The sequence below is a fragment of the Achromobacter marplatensis genome (assembly GCF_049060505.1).
Taxonomy (GTDB): Bacteria; Pseudomonadota; Gammaproteobacteria; order Burkholderiales; family Burkholderiaceae_B; genus Achromobacter; species Achromobacter marplatensis_A.
The window spans coordinates 11,947-31,868 of record NZ_JBMGRB010000014.1 but is presented as its reverse complement, the minus strand read 5'-3'; the positions used below and the strand labels follow the sequence as shown (position 1 = coordinate 31,868).

Annotated in this window: 22 protein-coding genes; 9 read left to right on the top strand and 13 right to left on the bottom strand. The window is 64.4% G+C overall.

Annotated features, from left to right (window positions below; all coding sequences use genetic code 11):
• The first annotated feature begins 76 nt into the window (after nucleotides 1–76).
• Complete coding sequence (locus ACI0FO_RS27040) at nucleotides 77–547, top strand: Lrp/AsnC family transcriptional regulator (protein WP_416031699.1); 471 nt, start codon at nucleotides 77–79, stop codon at nucleotides 545–547.
• Between the two features lie 10 nt (nucleotides 548–557).
• On the opposite strand, the gene ACI0FO_RS27035 is transcribed toward ACI0FO_RS27040, so the two are convergent.
• On the bottom strand, nucleotides 558–1,367 hold the full coding sequence (locus ACI0FO_RS27035) for an alpha/beta fold hydrolase (protein ID WP_416031698.1): 810 nt from the start codon (nucleotides 1,365–1,367) through the stop codon (nucleotides 558–560).
• A gap of 110 nt (nucleotides 1,368–1,477) precedes the next feature.
• Here ACI0FO_RS27035 and ACI0FO_RS27030 point away from each other — a divergent pair, with 110 nt between their 5' ends.
• Nucleotides 1,478–1,975, top strand: a complete 498-nt coding sequence (locus ACI0FO_RS27030) for a YbaK/EbsC family protein (protein WP_169274502.1) — start codon at nucleotides 1,478–1,480, stop codon at nucleotides 1,973–1,975.
• Nucleotides 1,976–2,025: 50 nt separating this feature from the next.
• Here ACI0FO_RS27030 and ACI0FO_RS27025 read toward each other — a convergent pair whose 3' ends face one another.
• The 10 genes from ACI0FO_RS27025 to ACI0FO_RS26980 form a co-directional block, all read right to left on the bottom strand.
• The gene (locus ACI0FO_RS27025) at nucleotides 2,026–2,823 is read right to left on the bottom strand and encodes an ABC transporter ATP-binding protein (RefSeq protein WP_416031697.1); all 798 of its coding nucleotides are present in this window, start codon (nucleotides 2,821–2,823) and stop codon (nucleotides 2,026–2,028) included.
• A complete protein-coding gene (locus tag ACI0FO_RS27020) occupies nucleotides 2,820–3,863 on the bottom strand; it encodes a FecCD family ABC transporter permease (protein ID WP_416031696.1) in 1,044 nt (347 codons plus the stop codon). The genes ACI0FO_RS27025 and ACI0FO_RS27020 overlap by 4 nt, the downstream gene beginning before the upstream one ends.
• Nucleotides 3,863–4,549, bottom strand: coding sequence for a tol-pal system protein YbgF (gene ybgF / locus ACI0FO_RS27015; RefSeq protein ID WP_416031695.1), 687 nt, complete (start codon nucleotides 4,547–4,549; stop codon nucleotides 3,863–3,865). Before ybgF ends, ACI0FO_RS27020 begins: the two co-directional genes overlap by 1 nt.
• An 86-nt stretch (nucleotides 4,550–4,635) precedes the next feature.
• On the bottom strand, nucleotides 4,636–5,136 hold the full coding sequence (pal, locus tag ACI0FO_RS27010; RefSeq protein WP_006217420.1) for a peptidoglycan-associated lipoprotein Pal: 501 nt from the start codon (nucleotides 5,134–5,136) through the stop codon (nucleotides 4,636–4,638).
• A 31-nt stretch (nucleotides 5,137–5,167) separates the two neighbouring features.
• Nucleotides 5,168–6,490 carry a Tol-Pal system beta propeller repeat protein TolB gene (tolB, locus tag ACI0FO_RS27005; RefSeq protein ID WP_035213675.1) on the bottom strand — a complete coding sequence of 441 codons (1,323 nt, stop codon included), beginning with the start codon at nucleotides 6,488–6,490 and terminating at the stop codon, nucleotides 5,168–5,170.
• 16 nt (nucleotides 6,491–6,506) lie between these two features.
• Nucleotides 6,507–7,604 (bottom strand): cell envelope integrity protein TolA, encoded by a 1,098-nt coding sequence (gene tolA / locus ACI0FO_RS27000; RefSeq protein ID WP_416031694.1) that lies wholly within the window; start codon nucleotides 7,602–7,604, stop codon nucleotides 6,507–6,509.
• 39 nt (nucleotides 7,605–7,643) lie between these two features.
• Nucleotides 7,644–8,105, bottom strand: a complete 462-nt coding sequence (locus tag ACI0FO_RS26995; protein ID WP_006225983.1) for an ExbD/TolR family protein — start codon at nucleotides 8,103–8,105, stop codon at nucleotides 7,644–7,646.
• A complete protein-coding gene (gene tolQ / locus ACI0FO_RS26990; protein WP_006225984.1) occupies nucleotides 8,105–8,785 on the bottom strand; it encodes a protein TolQ in 681 nt (226 codons plus the stop codon). The genes ACI0FO_RS26995 and tolQ overlap by 1 nt, the downstream gene beginning before the upstream one ends.
• A 2-nt stretch (nucleotides 8,786–8,787) precedes the next feature.
• Complete coding sequence (gene ybgC, locus ACI0FO_RS26985; RefSeq protein WP_416031693.1) at nucleotides 8,788–9,210, bottom strand: tol-pal system-associated acyl-CoA thioesterase; 423 nt, start codon at nucleotides 9,208–9,210, stop codon at nucleotides 8,788–8,790.
• A 57-nt stretch (nucleotides 9,211–9,267) separates the two neighbouring features.
• The gene (locus ACI0FO_RS26980) at nucleotides 9,268–10,998 is read right to left on the bottom strand and encodes a proline--tRNA ligase (protein WP_416031692.1); all 1,731 of its coding nucleotides are present in this window, start codon (nucleotides 10,996–10,998) and stop codon (nucleotides 9,268–9,270) included.
• Between the two features lie 65 nt (nucleotides 10,999–11,063).
• Here ACI0FO_RS26980 and ACI0FO_RS26975 point away from each other — a divergent pair, with 65 nt between their 5' ends.
• The 6 genes from ACI0FO_RS26975 to ACI0FO_RS26950 all read left to right on the top strand — a co-directional run bounded on the left by ACI0FO_RS26975 (nucleotide 11,064) and on the right by ACI0FO_RS26950 (nucleotide 17,114).
• Nucleotides 11,064–11,636, top strand: a complete 573-nt coding sequence (locus ACI0FO_RS26975) for an RNA pyrophosphohydrolase (RefSeq protein ID WP_416031691.1) — start codon at nucleotides 11,064–11,066, stop codon at nucleotides 11,634–11,636.
• The gene (locus tag ACI0FO_RS26970; RefSeq protein WP_416031690.1) at nucleotides 11,617–12,309 is read left to right on the top strand and encodes a response regulator; all 693 of its coding nucleotides are present in this window, start codon (nucleotides 11,617–11,619) and stop codon (nucleotides 12,307–12,309) included. The genes ACI0FO_RS26975 and ACI0FO_RS26970 overlap by 20 nt, the downstream gene beginning before the upstream one ends.
• The gene (locus ACI0FO_RS26965) at nucleotides 12,310–13,842 is read left to right on the top strand and encodes a sensor histidine kinase (RefSeq protein ID WP_416031689.1); all 1,533 of its coding nucleotides are present in this window, start codon (nucleotides 12,310–12,312) and stop codon (nucleotides 13,840–13,842) included.
• Between the two features lie 215 nt (nucleotides 13,843–14,057).
• Nucleotides 14,058–14,537 (top strand): tripartite tricarboxylate transporter TctB family protein, encoded by a 480-nt coding sequence (locus ACI0FO_RS26960; RefSeq protein WP_416031688.1) that lies wholly within the window; start codon nucleotides 14,058–14,060, stop codon nucleotides 14,535–14,537.
• A 6-nt stretch (nucleotides 14,538–14,543) separates the two neighbouring features.
• Nucleotides 14,544–16,073: a tripartite tricarboxylate transporter permease gene (locus ACI0FO_RS26955; protein ID WP_416031687.1), complete on the top strand. Its 1,530-nt coding sequence runs from the start codon at nucleotides 14,544–14,546 to the stop codon at nucleotides 16,071–16,073.
• Nucleotides 16,074–16,184: 111 nt separating this feature from the next.
• Nucleotides 16,185–17,114 carry a 2-hydroxyacid dehydrogenase gene (locus ACI0FO_RS26950; protein WP_416031686.1) on the top strand — a complete coding sequence of 310 codons (930 nt, stop codon included), beginning with the start codon at nucleotides 16,185–16,187 and terminating at the stop codon, nucleotides 17,112–17,114.
• Here the strand turns inward: ACI0FO_RS26950 and ACI0FO_RS26945 are convergent.
• Nucleotides 17,108–18,043 carry a LysR family transcriptional regulator gene (locus ACI0FO_RS26945; RefSeq protein ID WP_416031685.1) on the bottom strand — a complete coding sequence of 312 codons (936 nt, stop codon included), beginning with the start codon at nucleotides 18,041–18,043 and terminating at the stop codon, nucleotides 17,108–17,110. The two genes, ACI0FO_RS26950 and ACI0FO_RS26945, sit on opposite strands and share 7 nt — an antisense overlap.
• 201 nt (nucleotides 18,044–18,244) lie before the next feature.
• On the opposite strand from ACI0FO_RS26945, the gene ACI0FO_RS26940 reads away from it, so the two are divergent.
• Complete coding sequence (locus ACI0FO_RS26940) at nucleotides 18,245–18,874, top strand: FMN-dependent NADH-azoreductase (protein ID WP_416031684.1); 630 nt, start codon at nucleotides 18,245–18,247, stop codon at nucleotides 18,872–18,874.
• Between the two features lie 85 nt (nucleotides 18,875–18,959).
• Here ACI0FO_RS26940 and ACI0FO_RS26935 read toward each other — a convergent pair whose 3' ends face one another.
• Nucleotides 18,960–19,865, bottom strand: coding sequence for an NAD(P)-dependent oxidoreductase (locus tag ACI0FO_RS26935; RefSeq protein WP_416031683.1), 906 nt, complete (start codon nucleotides 19,863–19,865; stop codon nucleotides 18,960–18,962).
• Nucleotides 19,866–19,922 lie beyond the last annotated feature (57 nt).

Here is a 19,922-nt window from a genome sequence, read left to right as displayed (position 1 = left end):
TTTGGCGCTTTTGAAAGAATATCTATCTTGTAGAATTCATATTCACAGGGATATTCTCTTTATGGGTTCGCCAGCCATGTCCGCCACCCCGAAAATCGACGAAACCGACCGCAAGATCCTCCGGGCATTGCGCACCGACGGCCGCCTGACCAACTTGAAACTGGCCGAGCAAGTCGGCCTGTCGCCCACGCCTTGCTGGAATCGCGTCAAGGCGCTGGAAGACGCGGGGGTGATCGAGGGTTATGCAGCCTTGCTGAATCAAAAGGCGTTGGGCCTGCCGGACACTGTCATGATCGAGGTGACGCTGGAACACCACGACGACGAGTCTCTGGCGCGTTTTGGCGAAGAGATCACTCGGCTGCCGGAAGTGGTCGAAGCCTTTTTGGTCACGGGCGAATACGACTATCTGATCAAGGTCGCCGTGGCGGGCACCGAGGGCTACGAGGAATTCCTGCGCAAACGCTTGTATAAGCTGCGCGGCGTGCGCCACAGCCGTTCCACGTTCGTCCTGCGGCGGCTCAAGCACACGCCTTCGGTCGAGCCGTAAGGAGCCAGGGCTAGCCCCCGATGAACGCGTCGATGGCGCCGTTGAAGGCGCGCGGATTTCCCAGGTTCATGCCGTGCGACGACCCCACCACCGTCACACGGTGCGCGTGCGGCAGCCATTGCGACAGGGCATCCAGCACGGCGGGATAGGGGGCGGGGCTTAGCGCGCCGCCAATCAGCAGCGTCGGCAGCTTCAGCGTGCCGATTTGCCGGGGCGTCAGCGCTTCGGGCTTTTCGTCCGCCTGGCCGAAAAGCGTGCCGACGTTGTCGCGCACCATTTCCTTGAACCACGGCACCATGCGTTGCCAGGTGTCCGGGCCCGTCACCGTGTCCACGAACAGCGCCAGGCCTTCTTCGATGTCGCCCTGGCGGATCAGCGCCAAGGCGCGCTGGCGAAAGCCGCCGCGCGAATCGTCCCCGCCGGGCAACGGCAAGCCCGGATCGGCCAGCGTCAGGCTGCGAAGCGCGTCGGGTTGGCGCAACGCGGCTTCCAGCGCCACGCGGCCGCCGCGGGAATGGCCCACCAGATGGGCGGGCCCGCCGCCAACGGTATCGATGAATTCCAGCACGTCGCTGGCATGCTGCTCGATGGAAAATCCGTCGCCTTCGCCGTCCCAGGCTTCCGGCCAGTACCGGCGCAGGCAAACCGCCAGTACCCGGAACGACTTGCCCAGCGGCGCCATCTGCGACTTCCAGTAACGGCAGTCCGACAGTGAACCGTGCACCAGCACCAGCGGCGTGCCGCTGCCGTACTCGGTGTAGGACATGGCATAGCCGTTGATCAATGCGGTTTGCAGGGGCAGTACGGGTTCGGAACGCATGGAGGTCGGAAAGGGGAAAGCCAGGTCCGCATTCTAGCCCGGCACTACCGGGGCCCAGCGCCCGCCGCCGCTGATAAACTCGTTCGCAATCATTCACGGAGCCCGCCACGATGTCCCCCGAGTCTCTCGCCGCTTTGCCGGAATCCGCCCAACGCGTCGCCCGCCTGCTGCTCGAAATCGGGCATGACAAACCTGTCGTCGTCCTGCCGCAATCGGGCAAGACGTCGGCGGAAGCGGCGGCGGGCCTGGGGTGCGAGGTGGCGCAGATCGCCAAGTCGATCATCTTCCGCCGGGTGTCCGACGATGCACCCGTGCTGGTCATCGCCAGCGGCGCGAATCGGGTAGACGAGGCCAAGGTGGCAGGAGAGGTCGGCGCCTTGGCCAAGGCCGACGCCAAGTTCGTGCGCGACATGACTGGCTATGCCATCGGCGGCGTCTGCCCCATCGGGCACGCCGTCAAGCCGGTCATGCTGCTGGACGCGGACTTGTTCAACTACGACAGCCTCTGGGCGGCCGCCGGCCACCCACATGCCGTGTTCAACTTGACGCCCCGGCAATTGGCGGACATGACCGGTGCGCCGGTCGTGGACGTGGCCCTGCGCGCCTGAACGGTCGCATCCAAGATCCCGCATCCCGGCATCCGAGGCGGGGCTGTCGTTCAGCGCGGGTGTTCGTCCAGCCCGTCGATCAGCACCTGCCGCCGGCCGCGTGAGCAGGCTTCCACCCGCCCTTGCACGCCATAGACCGCAGCCAGCGATGCCGGCGTGATCACGGCCGCCGGCGCGCCTTCAGCGTGCAGGCGGCCGTTCTGGATCATGACGGCGCGGTCCGCATGCTGCAACGCCACGTTCAGGTCGTGCAGCACGATGATGCTGATCAGGCCGTGTTCGCGCGTCTCCTGCCTAAGCAACCGCATCACATGAAACTGGTAATTCAGGTCCAGCGCCGATAAGGGTTCGTCCAGCAACAGCACGCGGGGATGGCGGATCAGCGCTTGCGCCAGGCCCACCAGTTGCTTCTGTCCGCCCGACAAGGCATCCAGGTAATGCAGCGCCAGATGTCCGATGCCCAATCGGTCCAGGAGGCGTTCGATGTCGGCCATTTCCGAGCCGGCAGAAAGCCCGTCGCCGCTGGCGTTCGCGGCGACCAGCACCGACTCGAAGACCCGCAGATGCACGGCGGCAGGCAGGCTCTGGGGCAGGTAGACCATATGGCGGGCACGCGCGCCTACGCCCAGCTGGGTCAGGTCCTGTCCGTCCAGCAAGACGCTGCCGTTGCGTGCGCGGACCAGTCCGGCCAGCGCCTTCAGCAACGTGGATTTGCCGCTGCCATTCGGGCCCAGCAGGGCGGTCACCTGGCCTGCGGCCAGCGTCGGAATCGACAGCGCGTGCAGCACGTCGCCCCGGCCATAGCCGGCGGTGAGCCCGTGGATGTCCAATACGGCGTCGCGTGTCATGGCAATTGCCGGCGCAACAGCACCGACACGAAGAAGGGGATGCCCACCAGCGCCGTCACGATGCCGACGGGTACAACGACGCCGGGCAGCAGGTTCTTGGAAACGACTGACGCCAGCGACAGGATCAGCGCGCCTACCAGCGCGCTGCCGGGCAGGTAAAAGCGGTGGTCCTCGCCGAACAGCCGGCGCGCGATGTGCGGCGCCACCAGCCCGATGAAACCGATGGTGCCGACAAAGGCAACGGCCAACGCCGATAGCAGGCTGACCCGCGCCAGCGCCGCGACGCGCAGCCGACGCACGTCCACGCCAAAGCTGGCGGCGCGCTCTTCGCCCAGGCGCAGTGCGGTCAGCTTCCACGATTGAAGCATCGCCAGCGGCAAGGCCAGCGCAACGGCCAGCGCCAGCACGCCTACCGTCGTCCAGCTGGACCGCGACAGGCTGCCCATCGTCCAGAACACCAGGTTCTGCAGCGCTTCCGCGCTGGCCAGGAATTGCACCAGCGACACCAGCGAATTGAACGTGAACACCATGGCGATGCCGAACAGCACGACGCCGGACGTATTCATGCCGCTCCAGCGGGCCACGGCGTCCAGCATCAGCGCCGCAAGCACGGCGAACAGGAACGCGTTGCCAGCGATCAGCCAACTGCCGGGAACACCGGGCAACCCCAGTTGCAGCACGATCGCCAGCGACGCGCCGAATGCGGCGGCGGACGAAACCCCCAACGTAAAGGGACTGGCCAGCGGGTTGTTCAGGATGGTCTGCATTTCGGCGCCCGCCAATCCCAGCGCCATGCCGACCAGCGCGGCCATCAGGGCGGAGGGCAGCCGGATGTCCCACACGATCACGCGGTAGGTCGCATCCGCCGAGGCGGGCGAGGTCAGGGTCCGCCACAGGTCGCGCCACGGCAGGCCGGACGGCCCCACCGTGAAGTCGATCAGCAGCGCAATGAAAATCGCCGCCAGCAGCAGGGCGATAAGCCCTGCGCGGCGGCGCAGGATGTGCCGGTAGGCGCTGACCGCGCTTGCGGCGGGCAGCATTACTGCAGCAGTTGCAGGCGGCTCTTGGCCGTGGCGGCGGCCGGCGCGGTCGGGTAATCGCGAACAATGCGCTGCAGCGTCGCTTTGGCGCCGGCGCGGTTGTTCAGTTCGATCTGGCCGCCGGCGATGATCAGCAGGGCGTCCGGCGCGCGGGCGTTGTCGGGCGATTTCTGGACCATGCTGGTCAGTTGCTCGATAGCGCCCTTGAAGTCTTTCATGCCGTAGCGGCTGCTGCCCAGGTAGAACTGCGCGCTGGGGGCCAGTTGGCTGTTCGGGTAGAGCGCGGTGAAGGCGGCCAGCGATTCCGCGGCGTCCTTGTACTGGCCCTTGCGGAACAGATCCATCGCGCCGTCATAGGCGGCTTGCTCTTGCGGGTCGCCAGCGGCGGTACCCGGGGGATTCGTGCCGCTGGGGGCGCCCGGCTTGGCGCTGGGCTGCTGGCGAGACACCAGTTCCAGCTGGTCGCGCAGTTGCGCCACTTCCTGCTGCAGGGATTGAATCTGGTCGGCCAATTGCAGCTTGGCGCGTTGGCTTTGCTCGTTCTGCTGCTGAACCTGCTGGCGCAAATCCAGAATGGCCTTACGGGCTTCGTCATCGGAAAAAGCGTGAGCGGGCGCCGTCAGGGCCGCAAGCACCAGGCCAGTGGCCACAATCAGAGGACGCAGGGACAGAACGTTATCGCGCATGAATATTCCCGGGTATAAAAACAAACGTCGGGACGGCCGGCTGACCGTCCCGACGCGTGGTAGGGCTCTTTGACTATACGAAAAGCTTAACGCAGATAGTTGATATCGGCGCGGCGGTTTTCAGCAAAGTCGGCTTCCGACGTTCCCGTCGACTTCGGCTTTTCTTTGCCGAAGCTGATGGTCTCGATCTGGTTGTCGCTGACGCCCAGCAGGGTCATCATGCGACGCACGGCGTCCGCACGACGCTGGCCCAGGGCCAAGTTGTACTCAGCACCGCCGCGTTCGTCGGTGTTGCCTTCGATCTTGACCTTCTGCTGCTGGTGCGAAGCCAGGTAGCGGGCGTGGGTTTCGACCAAGCCGCGGTACTGGTCCGACACGGTGTAGCTGTCGAAATCAAAGTACACCGAGCGCTGTTGCGCCAGGATGCTTTGGGGGTTAAAGGGATCAAGGATTTGGCCAGAGGCCGAAGATCCTTGGCCAGCGCCTCCGCCCTGACCCGCTTTATCGTCGAGAGGGACGGAGCTGCAAGCTGCCAGAGTGGCAGCCAGAGCGGCAATGGTCAGGCTTTTGGCAATGCGCGACTTCATGATAGTTCCTTTGCAAAGAGAGTCACACGTGTTATCGGGTAAATGGGCCCCAAGTCGGTTCACGTATTTCCCCGTTCAGTACCGAAAGCGTCTGCCGTACGCGGCCATCGCTCGAAACACCCGCAAGTACGCTACGTCCGTTTTGGATGGCGGCGTAAAGGACTTGCATGCCATTCGGCGCGAAACTTGGCGACTGATCGTCACGACCATCAGTGATCAAGGATTCGGAGCCTGAGGACAGGTTCAACGACGCGATTCGAAACGCGCCGTCGCGTCTTGCAACGTACAGTAGCGTCGATCCATCGGGGGAAATTCGGGGTGATATGTTGTAACCACCATTAAACGTGAGGCGGCGTGCTTCGCCACCTGTCGAGCCGGTCTGATAGATTTGCGGCCCGCCGCTGCGGTCACTCGTAAAGATAATGGAAGCACCGTCTGGCGTAAAGGTCGGTTCGGTGTCAATCCCGGGAGAACGCGTAACTCGGCTGGGATTCGACCCGTCGGACGCGCCAACGATGTAAATTTGCGACAAACCGTCACGTGTCAACGCCACCGCCAGCTTGGAACCGTCGGGCGACCAGGCCGGTGCGCTGTTGTTGCCCTTGAAGTTGGCAACGGGCACGCGGGCGCTGGTGGCCAGGGTGTGCACGTACACGACCGGCTTGCCGGACTCGAAGCTCACGTAAGCCAGCTTGGCGCCATCGGGCGACCACGACGGCGAAATGATGGGCTCGCGCGAACGCAGGGCCACTTGCGGGTTCTGCCCGTCGGCATCGGCCACTTGCAGTTCGTAGGTGGCGCCCTTTTTCAGCACATAGGCGATACGGGTCGAGAACACGCCGCGAACGCCGGTGATCTTTTCATAGATGCGGTCGGCGATCTGGTGGGCCACGCGGCGCAATTCCTGCTCGGTGCCCGAGAACGCCACGCCGTCCAATTGCCCCTTCTTGACCGTGTCGGCCAGGCGGTAGCGCACGTCGTAGCGGCCATCGGCCCCGCGGGTGATGCTGCCATAAGCCAGGAAGTCGGCGCCTTTGCCGCGCCAGTCGTCATGGGCGATGGGCGAGTCGACGTTCAGGCCGGAACCGGCGGCATTGATCAGGCGGAACTGGCCCGTGCGGGTCAGGTCGGCGCGAATCACTTCAGCCAGCGCGCGGCCGTGGGTGTCGTCCACCGCGAAATCGGCAATGGCGACCGGATACTGCGTCGCACCCGTGCCGGAAATATCAACGCGCAATTGGGCGTGGACCGGTTTCATCGCCATCAGGCAGGCCAGTGTAAGCATCAGCAAACCGAGCCCATACGATCGCCAGAGAGCGAGGAGGGAACCTCGTCGGCTATAAGCGGGAGTCATATTCATCAATCTCCTGTCAATCATACATTTTGTGCACTACGTCAATGAACTTGTCGTAGCCGCCCGTGGAGGGCTTCGGGAATGGGTTGCAGCGGCGGATGCCGGTCTCGACCGCGCGGTCGAACGCCGGATTGCCGGATGATTGGGTCAGCGACACGCCGTTAACCTTCCCGTCAGTACCTAACTGTACCCGGTATTGTGCGGTCGGATTCCCGGATCCGCTGCGCGGCGGAGGCTGATAAGCCACGCCCGGAAGGATGCAGGCGCGCACCTTGGCGGCATAGCCGTTATCGCGCCCGCCGCCAGCCTGGTTGCGGTCCGCCGTGCCGCCGGGAATGCCCGCGGCGCCCAGCGCATCATTGCGGAACGCATCCTTCAAGGCTTTGTCCGCCGCGGCCTTCTTGGCAGCCGCAGCCTTCTCGGCAGCGGCCTTTTCCGCCGCGGCCTTGTCGGCGGCCGCTTTTTCGGCGGCAGCCTTGTCGGCAGCGGCCTTCTCGGCGGCCTTCTTGGCAGCGTCGTCCTTGGCCTTCTTTTCGGCGGCAGCCTTGTCGGCGGCGGCTTTCTCTGCAGCCTTGTCAGCCGCGGCTTTTTCAGCCGCCGCCTTCTCGGCAGCCTGGCGTTCCTGCTCCAGGCGCTTCTTTTCCTTCAATTCAGCCTGCTTGCGCTCTTCTTCCAGGCGCGCCTTTTCCTTGGCCGCTTCAGCGGCCTGGCGTGCCTTCTCTTCCTGCTCGCGCTTCTTCTTCGCTTCCTGGATAGCGATCTCGGGGTCCACTTCCTCGGTCTTGGGCTGAACCTCGGGTTCGGGCTTGGGCGGAGGGGGGGGCGGAGGCGGCGGCTCGGGCGCTTTTTCAGGTTCCGGCTTGGGCTCGGGCTTGGGGGCCGGCTTGGGTTGTTCAGGCTGGGGCGTGGGCGGCGGGGAGACAGGCGAATTGCCGTCGGCCCAAAGCTGGACTTCGACGGGGCCGGGGGCCTCCGTGCGCCAGCTCACGCCGAAAATCAGGGCGACCAGCAGCAGCAAGTGCACCGCCACAGCCAGAATGAGCGCATTCCGGTTGTCGTTGTTGGGCGGGGTGGCCGGCGGGCCGCTGCGGTGTCGAATTATGGGTGGCGTCATGGGCGTTGCATGCCGGGCAAGCCGGCGGAAGGCGTCGCGTTAGCGTTTTTTCGCGGATGCGGGCTGGGAAGCGCCGGCGGCGGACTGGTCCACCAGCAGGCCCAGGCGGGTGATGCCGTTGGTGCGCAATTCGTCCATCACCTTCACGACCGTCTCGTAGGGCACCTTGCCGTCGGCGGCGATGACCACCGGCGTTTCCGCGGTAATGCGCGAGCGCACTTGCGCCACCAGCTCGGGACGTGCAATGTCCTGCATCGTGGCGCCGGGTTCGCGCATGCGCAGGGCGATCTTGCCGTCTTCCGAAATTTGGACTTCCAGCGGTTTCACGGGCACATCCGATGCCGCCCCGACCGAAGGCAGCTGGATCAGCCCGGGCGTGATCAGGGGCGCGGTCACCATGAAGATAACCAGCAGCACCAGCATCACGTCGATGTACGGCACCACGTTGATGTCGGCCTTCATGCGGCGGCCAGACCTGCCGCGTGAGCTTACCGAGGGCATTAGCGCACCTGCCGTTGCAGAATGTTCAGGAATTCGTCGACGAAGCTGTCGAAACGGATCGAGATGCGATCGATGTCATTCGTGAAGCGGTTGTAGGCGACCACGGCCGGGATGGCGGCGAACAGGCCGATCGCGGTGGCGATCAGCGCTTCCGCGATACCGGGAGCCACCGAGGCCAGCGTGGCCTGCTGCATGTTCGACAGGCCGATGAAGGCGTGCATGATCCCCCAGACCGTGCCCAGCAGGCCGATGTAGGGCGATACCGAACCGGCGGATGCCAGGAAGTTCAGGTGCGATTCCAGCGAATCCATTTCGCGCTGGTAGGCGGCGCGCATGGCGCGGCGCGGGCCGTCCAGCAGGGCGGTGGCGTCGCCTGCCGAGTTGCCGCGGCGGGCCTTCAGGAATTCGGTCATGCCGGCATCGAAGATGCGTGCCAGCGCGCCCTGTTCGTCGCGGCGCGAGGCCACGGCCTGTTGCAGCATGGACAGGTCGCCGCCCGACCAGAAATCATCTTCAAAGCGGCGGGTCTGGGTGTGGGCGCGCTTGATCGCAAGCCGCTTGGCGAAAATATAGGTCCAGGACATGATCGAGATGCCCAACAGCATCAGCATGATCAGTTGGACCGGCACGCTGGCGTGCGAAATCAACGAAAGCAACGACATGTCGCTGGTGGCTTGCATGGTTATTCCTGAATTGATTCCAGTTTGGCGCGGAGATCGGTCGGCAGTTCCGTCGGCCGCATGTTGACGGCATCGACGCAACAGACTTGGATGTTGCCTTCGGCAAGCAGTTCCCCGTCACGTTCCGCGCGCTGCGCGAAGTGTATCGAAGCGCGGCCCAGTTTGGTGACTCGGCTGCGTATGGTAAGCAAATCGTCCAGTTTGGCCGGCTTCCGGTAGGACATGTCCAAGGAGCGGACAACGAATAAACGTTGCTCGCTGGCGGCCAGCCCGGACTGGTTGACTCCCAGGTCACGCAGCCATTCAGTGCGTGCGCGTTCCAGGAATTTCAAGTAGTTAGCGTAGAAAACGACCCCGCCCGCATCCGTGTCTTCGTAGTAGACACGGACATGCAGGAGGGATTCGGCGGACTTCGGGTCGGTCACGATACGGATAGGGAGTGATGCGGGTCGGGACGCGGGAAGTCCGTAGTAGCTATAAGGTTAGAGGGTGTCCAGCTTCGCCAGCACCGTTTCCAGCGCGGACTCTACCGGAATCTTGGCCGCTTCGGTTTCCCGACGGGCCTGCAATTCCACCACACCATCGTTCAGGCCGCGTTCTCCAACTGTTACACGCAGCGGCGCGCCGATCAATTCCCATTCAGCGAACATCACGCCGGGGCGCGCATCGCGGTCGTCCAGAATGACGTCCACGCCCCGTGCCAGCAACGATTCATAGAGCTTCTGGGCGGTGTCACGCACGGTTTCACTTTTGCCCCAGCCCACCGGGCAGATCACCACTTCGAAGGGGGCGATCGCGCGGGGCCAGATGATGCCGCGGGCGTCGTGGTTTTGCTCGATGGCGGCGCCCACGATACGGGTCACGCCAATGCCGTAGCAACCCATTTCCAGGACGGCCGGTTTGCCGGTTTCGTCCAGGAAGGTGGCTTTCAGGGCTTCGGAGTACTTCTTGCCCAGGTAGAAAACGTGTCCCACTTCGATGCCGCGCTGGATGGAGAGCGTGCCCTTGCCATCCGGCGACGGGTCACCCGCGACCACGTTGCGCAGATCGGCCACGAGCTCGGGCTCGGGCAGGTCGCGGCCCCAGTTTACTCCCTGGGTGTGGAAATCTTCCTTGTTCGCGCCGCAGACGAAATCGGCCATGTTCGCGACCGTGCGGTCGGCAATCACGCGCACCGGCTTGGCCGTCTTGACCGGGCCCAGATAGCCGGGCTTGCAGCCGAAATGCTCGACGATCTCGGTTTCCGTGGCAAAGCGGAAGCCCGCCAGGCCCGGCACCTTGCTCGCCTTGATTTCGTTCAGTTCGTGGTCGCCGCGCAAGAGCAGCAGCCAGATGTCGACGCGGCCCTTGTCGCCGTCGGTGGCCAGGACGATCGACTTGATCGTCTTTTCCAGCGGCAGGCCCAGCAGCTTGGCCACGTCTTCGCACTTGGCCGCGCCCGGGGTGGGCACGTCGGCCATGGCCTGAGTGGCTTCACCACGCACCGGGTACAGCGAAATGGCTTCGGCCAGTTCGATGTTGGCGGCGTAGTCGGTGTCGGCGTTATAGACCAGCAGGTCCTCGCCGGTATCGGCGATAACCTGGAATTCATGGCTGCGGGTGCCGCCGATCGAGCCGGTGTCGGCCGCTACCGCGCGGAATTCCAGGCCCAGGCGGCCGAAAATGCGCATGTAAGCGGCGTACATGGTGTCGTAGCTTTTCAGCGCGCTGGCTTCATCGCGGTCGAAGGAATAGGCGTCCTTCATGGTGAATTCGCGGCCGCGCATCAGGCCGAAGCGGGGGCGGCGTTCGTCCCGGAACTTGGTCTGGATGTGATAGAAATTCAGCGGCAGCTGGCGGTAGCTGTGGATTTCATTGCGCGCGATGTCGGTGATGACTTCCTCGGACGTCGGCTGCAGCACGAAATCGCGCTGGTGGCGGTCCTTGATGCGCAGCAGCTCGGCGCCGTATTGCTCCCAGCGGCCCGATTCCTGCCACAGCTCGGCGGGTTGCACCACCGGCATCAGCAGCTCGATGGCGCCCGAGGCGTTCATTTCCTCCCGGACGATCGCCTCGACCTTGCGGATGATCTTCAGGCCCAGGGGCATGTAGGTGTAGATGCCGCCCGCGAGTTTGCGGATCATCCCGGCCCGGGTCATCAGCTGATGGCTGGCGACTTCGGCTTCGGAAGGGGCTTCTTTGAGGGTGTTGATGTGGTAGTTGGATGCGCGCATGTTTAAAGGTGGCAGCAGATACGTATAATCGACTGTAATTGTATTGAATTCGGTGGGGGTGGCCCATGCTTGACCGCGAAGGCTACCGCCCCAATGTCGGCATCATTCTCGTCAACAGTCGAAACGAGGTCTTTTGGGGCAAGCGTATCAGGGAACATGCATGGCAGTTCCCCCAGGGCGGCATCAAATATGGCGAAAGCCCGGTGCAGGCCATGTATCGCGAACTCCATGAAGAGGTGGGCTTGAAGCCCGAGCATGTCCGTATTTTGGGGCGTACACGCGATTGGTTACGTTATAACGTGCCCGATCACTTCGTCCGGCGTGAGTGGCGTGGCCACTATAAAGGACAAAAACAGATTTGGTTCTTGTTGCGCCTGATGGGACGTGACAGCGATGTGTGCCTGCGCGCGACGCAGCATCCGGAATTCGATGCCTGGCGCTGGAGCCAGTATTGGGTACCCCTGGACGCCGTGATCGAGTTCAAGCGCGATGTCTATACCCAGGCGTTGAACGAGTTGTCGGCGATCCTCTTTCGGCGTCATCACGAAACCCGCTATCTGCGCCAACGTGTGCATGGGCAGCGGGCAGCAGAGAATTTGCCCGAAGGAACGGACGGTCATGCGCATATTGTTGGTTGAAGACGAGCGGGACATGGCGTCCTGGTTGATGCGCGCGCTGGCCCAGAGCGGGTTCGTGCCGGACCACGCGGCGGACGCCCGCACGGCCGAGGCATTCATGGCGGGCACGGAATATGACGCCATCGTCATGGACCTGCGCCTGCCCGACAAGCACGGCCTGGTCGTCCTGCGCGAGATGCGCAACCGCGACGACCGCACCCCCGTCTTGCTGCTGACCGCCCAAGGCGCGTTGCAGGACCGCGTGCGCGGCCTGAACCTGGGCGCGGACGATTTCCTGACCAAGCCCTTTGCGCTGGAAGAGCTGGAAGCGCGCCTGACCGCGCTGGTGCGCCGCAGCCGCGGCCGCCAGCATCCGCGCCTGCAATGCGGCTCCCTGTCCTACGACAGCGAAAGCCGCGCCTTCACGTTGGACGGCTCCTTGCTGTTCCTGACGCCGCGCGAACATGCCGCGCTGGCGGCGCTGCTGACCCGCAGCGGCTACCCGGTGGACAAGTCGCAATTGTTCGGCAAGGTGTTCACTCACGACAGCGAAGCCAATCCCGACGCCATCGAGGTCGTGCTGCACCGGCTGCGCAAGAAGCTGGCCGGCAGCGACGTGCGTATCGTCACCGTGCGCGGGCTGGGCTACATGCTGGAAAGCGTCACCAGCGAGCCCGCGGCATCGGAATCCTGAGTGAGCCTGCGGATCCCCGGGTTGCCGCGCGTCGGCATCCGCGCGCTGCTGATCATCCTGCTGTTGCCCGGCGTGGTGGTGCTGCTGGTCATCGACAGCCTGAACGACTACCGCACGCTGTCGGAAATCACCAACGAGGCCTATGACAGCGCGCTGGTGGAGCCTGCCCGCGTGCTGGAAAGCAGCCTGGAATTCACCCCTGACGGCAACCTCCAGGTGGCCACGCCGCTGTATGCGCAGGTGATGCTCGAGTCCCGTGCGGGGCTGCGCAAGTATTTCCGCATCGAGCAGATCGACCCGCCGCTACCGGATGGCGCGCCCGTGCCCACCGACCAGGGCAAGACGCTGCTGGGCATGCCCGAAATGCCGCGCCCGCCAAGCTGGCCGCGCTCGAACGGCCAGCCCGTCTTCTATGATGGCGTCTACCGCAATGACCCGGTGCGCGTGGTCGCGGTCGTGCGCGATCTCTATTACCAGGGACTGCACCGCCAGGTCCTGGTCGTCGTGGCGGAAAGCACGGGCAAGCGGATCGAAGCCGAAAACAATGCGCGACGCCAGGAAATCCTGCGCGACACGCGCATGCTGGCGCTGGTGGTGCTGCTGGTCTGGTGGGGCGTGTCGTGGGCCCTGAAGCCCCTGCGCCGCCTGCGGGTCGATATCCGCAACCGCCGCCCCGACGACCTGACCCCGCTGGACGCCTCGCGCGTGCCCAACGAAGTGTCGCCGCTGGTCGACGCCGTCAACCACCATATTGCCCGTTACCGCCGCGTGCTGGACGAGCAGTCGCACTTCCTGGCCGACGCCTCGCATCAGTTGCGCACGCCGCTGGCCATCATGCTGACGCAGGCGCAGTACGCCTTGCGCGAGCGCGACCCGGCCCGCACGCGCGAAGGCCTGCGCGCCATCGTCGACCAGTTGGGGCGCACGCGCCGCCTGACCGAGCAGCTGCTGTCCCTGGCGCACGCCAACCAGGCCGATCAGTTGCCGCGCCAGCTGCTGGACATGAACGCGGTCTCGCGCGAAGTCGTCTTGCAGTACCTGCCGCTGGCGCATGAAAAGCAGCAAGACCTGGGCTGGGTCCAGGCGGGTTCCGAAGAAGGGCTGGATACGCCCGTGCCGGTGTTGGGCAGCGAAGCCGAACTCCACGAAGCCTTATCCAACCTGGTGCACAACGCCATCCATTACGCAGCCGTCGGCGCGCGAATCACCGTGTCGGTCTGTCGGCTGGAAAACCGGGCAGAGGTCGCGGTGTCGGACAACGGTCCCGGACTGGATCCCGAACTGCGGGGCCGCGCGTTCGCGCGTTTCGAACGGGTCGGCACGGACAAGCCCGTTGCCTCGTCGGGCTCTGGCTTGGGCCTGGCAATTGCCCGCGCCTATGCTCGTCGCAACGACGGCGATATCGAATTGCGCGATGGCGAACCCAACGCGCAGGGCGGCGTGGGTCTGGCTTCCGTGCTGTGGCTGCCGCTTGGCGCCACCGTTTCGCAGTACCCACGCCCTGCCGATGTCGAACTCACGGGCGACCAATAACGCCGGCAGGCTTTCAATTTTTTTTCCCGCTTCCCCCGCTACGCCGCATCGCTTCCTCTCAGGGATAACCCCCGGATTCAGGATGACGACAGCGCATAGAAAGCGGATTAGCAGCTTCCCTCCGTAATCTGCGCACCGGCCCGCTGTTAAGGGCCGGGCGCGGCTCGTTTCGAGCCGCGCATCCAGGGCCGGCACGGTCCTGCACCAGAAGGAGGATGGAAGTGCAAAAGAATATCAACAGAAAGGACTACTACGGCGGCGCGCTGATGGTCCTGATCGGGTTGGGGGCGATATACGGGGGCACCGATTACCACATCGGCACCTTGAGCCACATGGGGCCGGGCTTCTTCCCGGCCGCGCTCGGCGGCCTGCTGGCCCTGACCGGCGTGCTGATCGCCATGTCCGCGCGTTCGGGCGAGGCCACGCCGCCCGCGCCAGGCGATGGCCATGCGCATGGGCTGCCCGATTTCCGCGGCAGCGCGTGCATCTTGCTGGGCATATTGGCCTTCCTGCTGCTGGGCCACTACGGCGGCCTGCTGCCCGCCACGTTCGCCATCGTTTTCATCTCGGCGCTGGGTGATCGCAAGAACACCATCAAGCAAGCCATCCTGCTGTCGCTCGCGATGTCCGCGATCGCGGTCGTCGTGTTCTGGTGGGCGCTGCAACTGCAGCTGCCGCTGTTTCGTTGGGGTTGAAGCGCCATGATCTCTCAATCTTTGATGGACCTTTGGTACGGCTTCGGCGTCGCGTTCCAATGGCACAACCTGATGTGGTCGTTCTTCGGCGTGCTGGTGGGCAACCTCATCGGCGTGCTGCCCGGCATGGGCGCCTTGTCGGCGATTTCCATTCTGCTGCCACTGACCTACGTGATGCAGCCCGTGCCCGCGATCCTGATGCTGGCCGGCATTTTCTACGGTTCGCAGTACGGCGGCGCCATCGGCGCCATCCTGCTCAATTTGCCTTCGCACCCGCCGCACGCGGTCACCTGTCTTGACGGTTATCCCCTGACCAAACAAGGCAAGGGCGGAACCGCGCTAGGCATTACGATGATCTGCTCTTTCTTCGCGGCGTCGGTCGGCATCATCGTCATGATCTTCGCGTCTCCGCTGCTGGTCGAAGTGGCGTTCAAGTTCGGCCCCACGGAAATCTTCTCGATCATGTTGCTGGGCCTGCTGGCCGGCGCAACGATGTCGCGCGGTTCGCCGCTGAAGGGCGTTGCGATGACGCTGTTCGGCCTGATGTGCGGCGTGGTGGGCACCGACGTGAACACGGGCACGATCCGTTTCTCGTTCGGCTTGCTGGACCTGTCGGACGGCCTGGAGCTGGTGGCGATCTCGATGGGCCTGTTTGGCGTGGCCGACTTCCTGATGAGCGTCAACCGCATGACCATCATCGGCAGCGGCGCCAAACTGCGTATCCGCGATATGCGGCCCACCAAGCAGGAATTGAAGACCGCCTTCTGGCCGATGGTTCGGGGCACGGCGGTCGGCACGCTGTTCGGCGCCATGCCCGGCACCGGCCCAACCATCACAACGTTCGTGGCCTATGCGCTGGAACGCAAAATCTCGCGCACGCCCGAGAAGTTCGGCACCGGCATGATCGCCGGCGTGGCGTCGCCCGAAGCGTCGTCGCATTCGAAGACGCAGGTCGACTTCATCCCGACGATGAGCCTGGGCATTCCCGGCGACGCCGTGATGGCGCTGATCCTGGGCGCCTTGCTGATCCAGGGCATTCAGCCCGGTCCGCAGCTGATCACCGAGCACCCGGACATCTTCTGGGGGCTGATCGCCAGTTTCTGGGTGGGTAACGTGCTGTTGATGGTGCTGAACGTGCCGCTGATCGGCGTGTGGGTCAAGCTGCTGCAGGTGCCGTACCGCTATCTGTTCCCGTCCGCGCTGTTCTTCATCGCGGTGGGCGTGTTCAGCACGCAGAACAGCCTTTTCCAGATATGGGAAGTGCTTGCCTTCGGTGTGATTGGCGCGATCCTGATGACGCTGGAATTCTCCGTGGCGCCGATCTTGCTCGGTTTCGTGCTGGGGCCGATGGTGGAAGAGAACTTCCGCCGCGCGCTGCTGTTGTCGCGCGGCGACCTGGCCGTATTTGTCCAGCGCCCGATCAGCGCCTGGTTCATCGGCGCCAGCGCCTTGCTGATCCTGCTGCAGGTCTGGGCTTTTGCGCGCCGCGGCAAAGGCAAAGGCAAGGGCAAGCCTGAAGTTCCGCAAACGGCGTAAGCGTTCTTTCCCAACGCGGTCGAACGGCCCGGCGATCTGCCGGGCCGTTTGATTTGTGAGGCGCCATCCTGCATGCTTGAGGCTTCCGAAAAGCCTTGCAGAACCGCCACCATGCACATTCTCTTTGCCTGCCCTCTCCATGATTCCGACGTCTGGGTGCCGCTCCTGGAAGCCTCCATGCCCAGCTGCCGCATTTCCGTGTGGAATCCCGACGGTCCGCCGTCTGGCGCCGAGGTGGCGCTGGTATGGCGCCCGCCCGTGGAATTGTTCAAGCACGAGACCGGCATCACGACGCTGTTCAATCTGGGCGCGGGTGTCGACGCGCTGCTGAAGATGCCCGAGATCCCCGCGCATGTGCGCATCGTTCGCCTGGAAGACGCCGGCATGTCGGTGCAGATGGCGGAATATGCCTTGTACGCGCTGCTGCGCGTCTCGCGCGATTTCGAAGCTTTCGATCAAGCGCAGGCGCGTCAGCACTGGGATACTCGCGAAGGCACGCGCCAGGCGGATTGGCCCGTCGGCGTGCTGGGGCTGGGGCAGGTGGGCGCGCGCGTGGCGCAAACGCTGGCCGACTTCGGCTATCCCGTGGCGGGTTGGTCCCGCACGCCGCGCGAGATCCCTGGCGTGGAGTCCTTTGCCGGAGAAGCCGCATTGCCTGCGTTCCTGGCCCGCACGCGTTTTCTCGTGAATGTGCTGCCGCTCACGCCGGACACGCGTGGCATCCTCAACCGCGGCACGCTGTCGCAATTGCTGCCGGATGCGCATCTGGTCAACGTCGGCCGCGGCGAGCACCTGGTGGAAGAAGACCTCGTGCAGATGCTGGAAGAAGGCGAGATCGCGGGCGCCACGCTGGACGTGTTCCATACCGAGCCTTTACCCGGCGACCATCCGTTCTGGCGCGATCCACGCGTCCACGTCACGCCGCACATCGCGGCGCGCACGCTGCGCGACGAAAGCATCGAACAGATCGCGGGCAAGGTCGCCCAGTTGATGCGCGGTGAACCCATCACCGGCGTCGTCGAGCGCACGCGCGGCTACTGAGCCACGGGCGCGACGGCTTTTTCCAGCCGTTGATACATCGCAGGCAGTCGTTGCGACAGGAAATCCAGTAACGTCCGGACGGCGGGCATCATGCCCCGCCGCGACGGATAAATGCAATGCACGATGCCTTCCGGCGATTGCCATTGCGGCAGCACCGGCACCAGCTGGCCGCGGCGCAGTTCTTCCTGTGTCGCGATCGACGGCAGCAGTGCGATACCCCGCCCACGCACCGCGGCTTCGGTCAGCACGATGAAGTCGTTGCAGGACAGCTGCGGTTTCAGCTCGACTTGGACTTCTTCGCCCTTATCGTTGACCAGCGGCCATCGCACCTCGTGCTGCGGGTCGGAAAAGCTCAAGGTCGTATGGGATGCCAGGTCCTGCGGCGTGTCGGGCACGCCGTGGCGTTGCAGATAGCCGGGACTGGCCACCAGCGTGCCGCGCGCGGATCCCAGGTGGCGAACCACCAGTTCCGCGTCGGTATCCAGCTTGGTGCGCACGCGTAACGCCAGGTCAACCCCTTCGCGGATCAGGTCCACGCGCCGGTTGGTCACCAGCAACTGCACGGAAATCGCCGGCCACGCATCCAGGAACTCGGGCAGGATCGGCGCCAGCACATCCTGCGCGATAGACACGGGGCAGCTCACGATTACCGGGCCGGCCGGCTCTGACTGCAATTGCCGCATGGCGTCGTCGGCCGCTCGCGCCGAGGCAGCCATCTCGCGGCAATAGTGCAGGTAGCGTTCGCCGGCCGAGGTCAGCCGCAGCCGGCGCGTCGTGCGTTGCAGCAACCTGACGCCCAGGCTTTCCTCCAGGTGCGAGATCCGACGCGACAAGCGGGATTTCGGGATATCCAGCGCCCTGGCCGCGGCGCTAAAGCCGCCTTGCTCGACGACTTGGGAAAAATAATAGAGGTCATTAAGATCTTGCATGATTGTTCTACACCTGGAACGAACAGTTCATCATACCCCGGTTTATGTGAACAATGAACCCGTCTACAGTGAGTCCATGTATTCGGAATCTGCCAACGCCATCCGGCGGCAAGCTCCAGCCCGGCCGCTTCAAGCGCCGGGCGTGGCGCTGACAGGTCCCGGCTGCCCGCGGATAGCGGGCCACCCCTGGAGATATTTGCAATGAAGACCCTCGTTATTCTTTCCTCGATTCTCGGCGACCGTTCCAACAGTAAGCAATTGGCCGATCACCTGATTGCGCGCGTCAAAGAAGCCAACCCCGCTGCCGCAGTCAAGGTACGCGACATCGGCGCGCAGCCCATTCCGTACTTCGACGGCAACACCGCCGGCGCGCTGTTTACCCCGGCCGATGCCCGTAGCGTGGAGCAGCAACGCATCGTCGAACTCAGCGATACGCTGGTCGCCGAACTCATGGAAGCGGACCGCATCGTATTCGCCGTGCCGGTGTACAACTTCAATCTGCCCGCGCAGTTCAAGAGCTATCTGGACTATCTGGCCCGGGCCGGCGTCACGTTCCGTTATACGCCGGAAGGCGTGCCGGAGGGCCTCGTCAAGGGTAAGCAGGTGTTCGTGCTGACGGCGCGCGGCGGCAAGGCCGAGGGCACACCGTCTGACACCATGACGCCGTATCTGCGTCAGATGCTGGGCTTCCTGGGCATGAACGACGTCACGTTCGTCGCGGCCGAGGGCATGGCGATGGGTGAAGTGGCCGCGCTGGAAGGCGTGACGCTGGCCAAGCAGCGCATCGATGCGCTGGTGCGGGAAACGGCGCAGGCCAGCCTGGCCGCGTAACGGCAAAGGCAAAAAAAGGCGAGCCCTTCAGGCTCGCCTTTTTGTCTTGCGCCGCTGCCTCGTCATAGGGCAGGGCGATGGCCGTTCAGTCGCGCAGGCGCTTTACCAGGCTGGATGTGTCCCAGCGGCCGCCGCCCATTTTCTGGACGTCGCCATAGAACTGATCCACCAGCGCCGTCACCGGCACGCGGGCGCCGTTGTTGCGCGCCTCGGCCAGCACCAGGCCCAAGTCCTTGCGCATCCAGTCCACCGCAAAGCCGAACTCGAACTTGTCGTCGACCATGGTGCCGCCGCGGTTCTCCATCTGCCAGCTTTGCGCGGCGCCCTTGCTGATCACGTCCAGCACAAGTTTCATGTCCAGATCGGCCGCTTGGCCGAAGGCCACCGCTTCCGACAAGCCTTGCACGATGCCGGCGATGCAGATCTGGTTGACCATCTTGGCCAGTTGGCCCGCGCCCGGCGCGCCCACCAGCGTGACGGCGCGGCCAAAGCTCTGCGCCACCGGCTTGATCGCGTCGAAAACGGCTGGCTCGCCACCGCACATGACGGTCAACACGCCATTGACGGCGCCCGCTTGTCCGCCCGAAACCGGCGCGTCTACGAAGTTCAGGCCCAGTTCCTTGGCTTGCGCGTAGAGCTCGCGCGCCACATCGGCCGAGGCGGTCGTGTGGTCGACAAACACGGCGCCAGGCGCCATGCCCGAGAACGCGCCGTCCGGGCCCAGCACGATGCTGCGCAGATCGTCGTCATTGCCCACGCAGGCGAAGACGATCTGGGCGCCCGCAACGGCTTCGCGCGGCGTGGGGGCATGGCGGCCGTGGAATTCGGCCGCCCAGGCCTGCGCCTTGGCGGGGGTGCGGTTATAGACGGTCACGTCGTGTCCGGCACGGGCCAGGTGACCGGCCATGGGCAGGCCCATGACGCCCAATCCGAGGAAAGCGACTTTCTGGGCTACGACCGTGTCGTAGCTCTTGGTACCGATCGTTGCCATGCAGGGAACTCCGCTCTATGTGGGTAAGGTCAGTCTCAGGACATCAACCTTAACGCA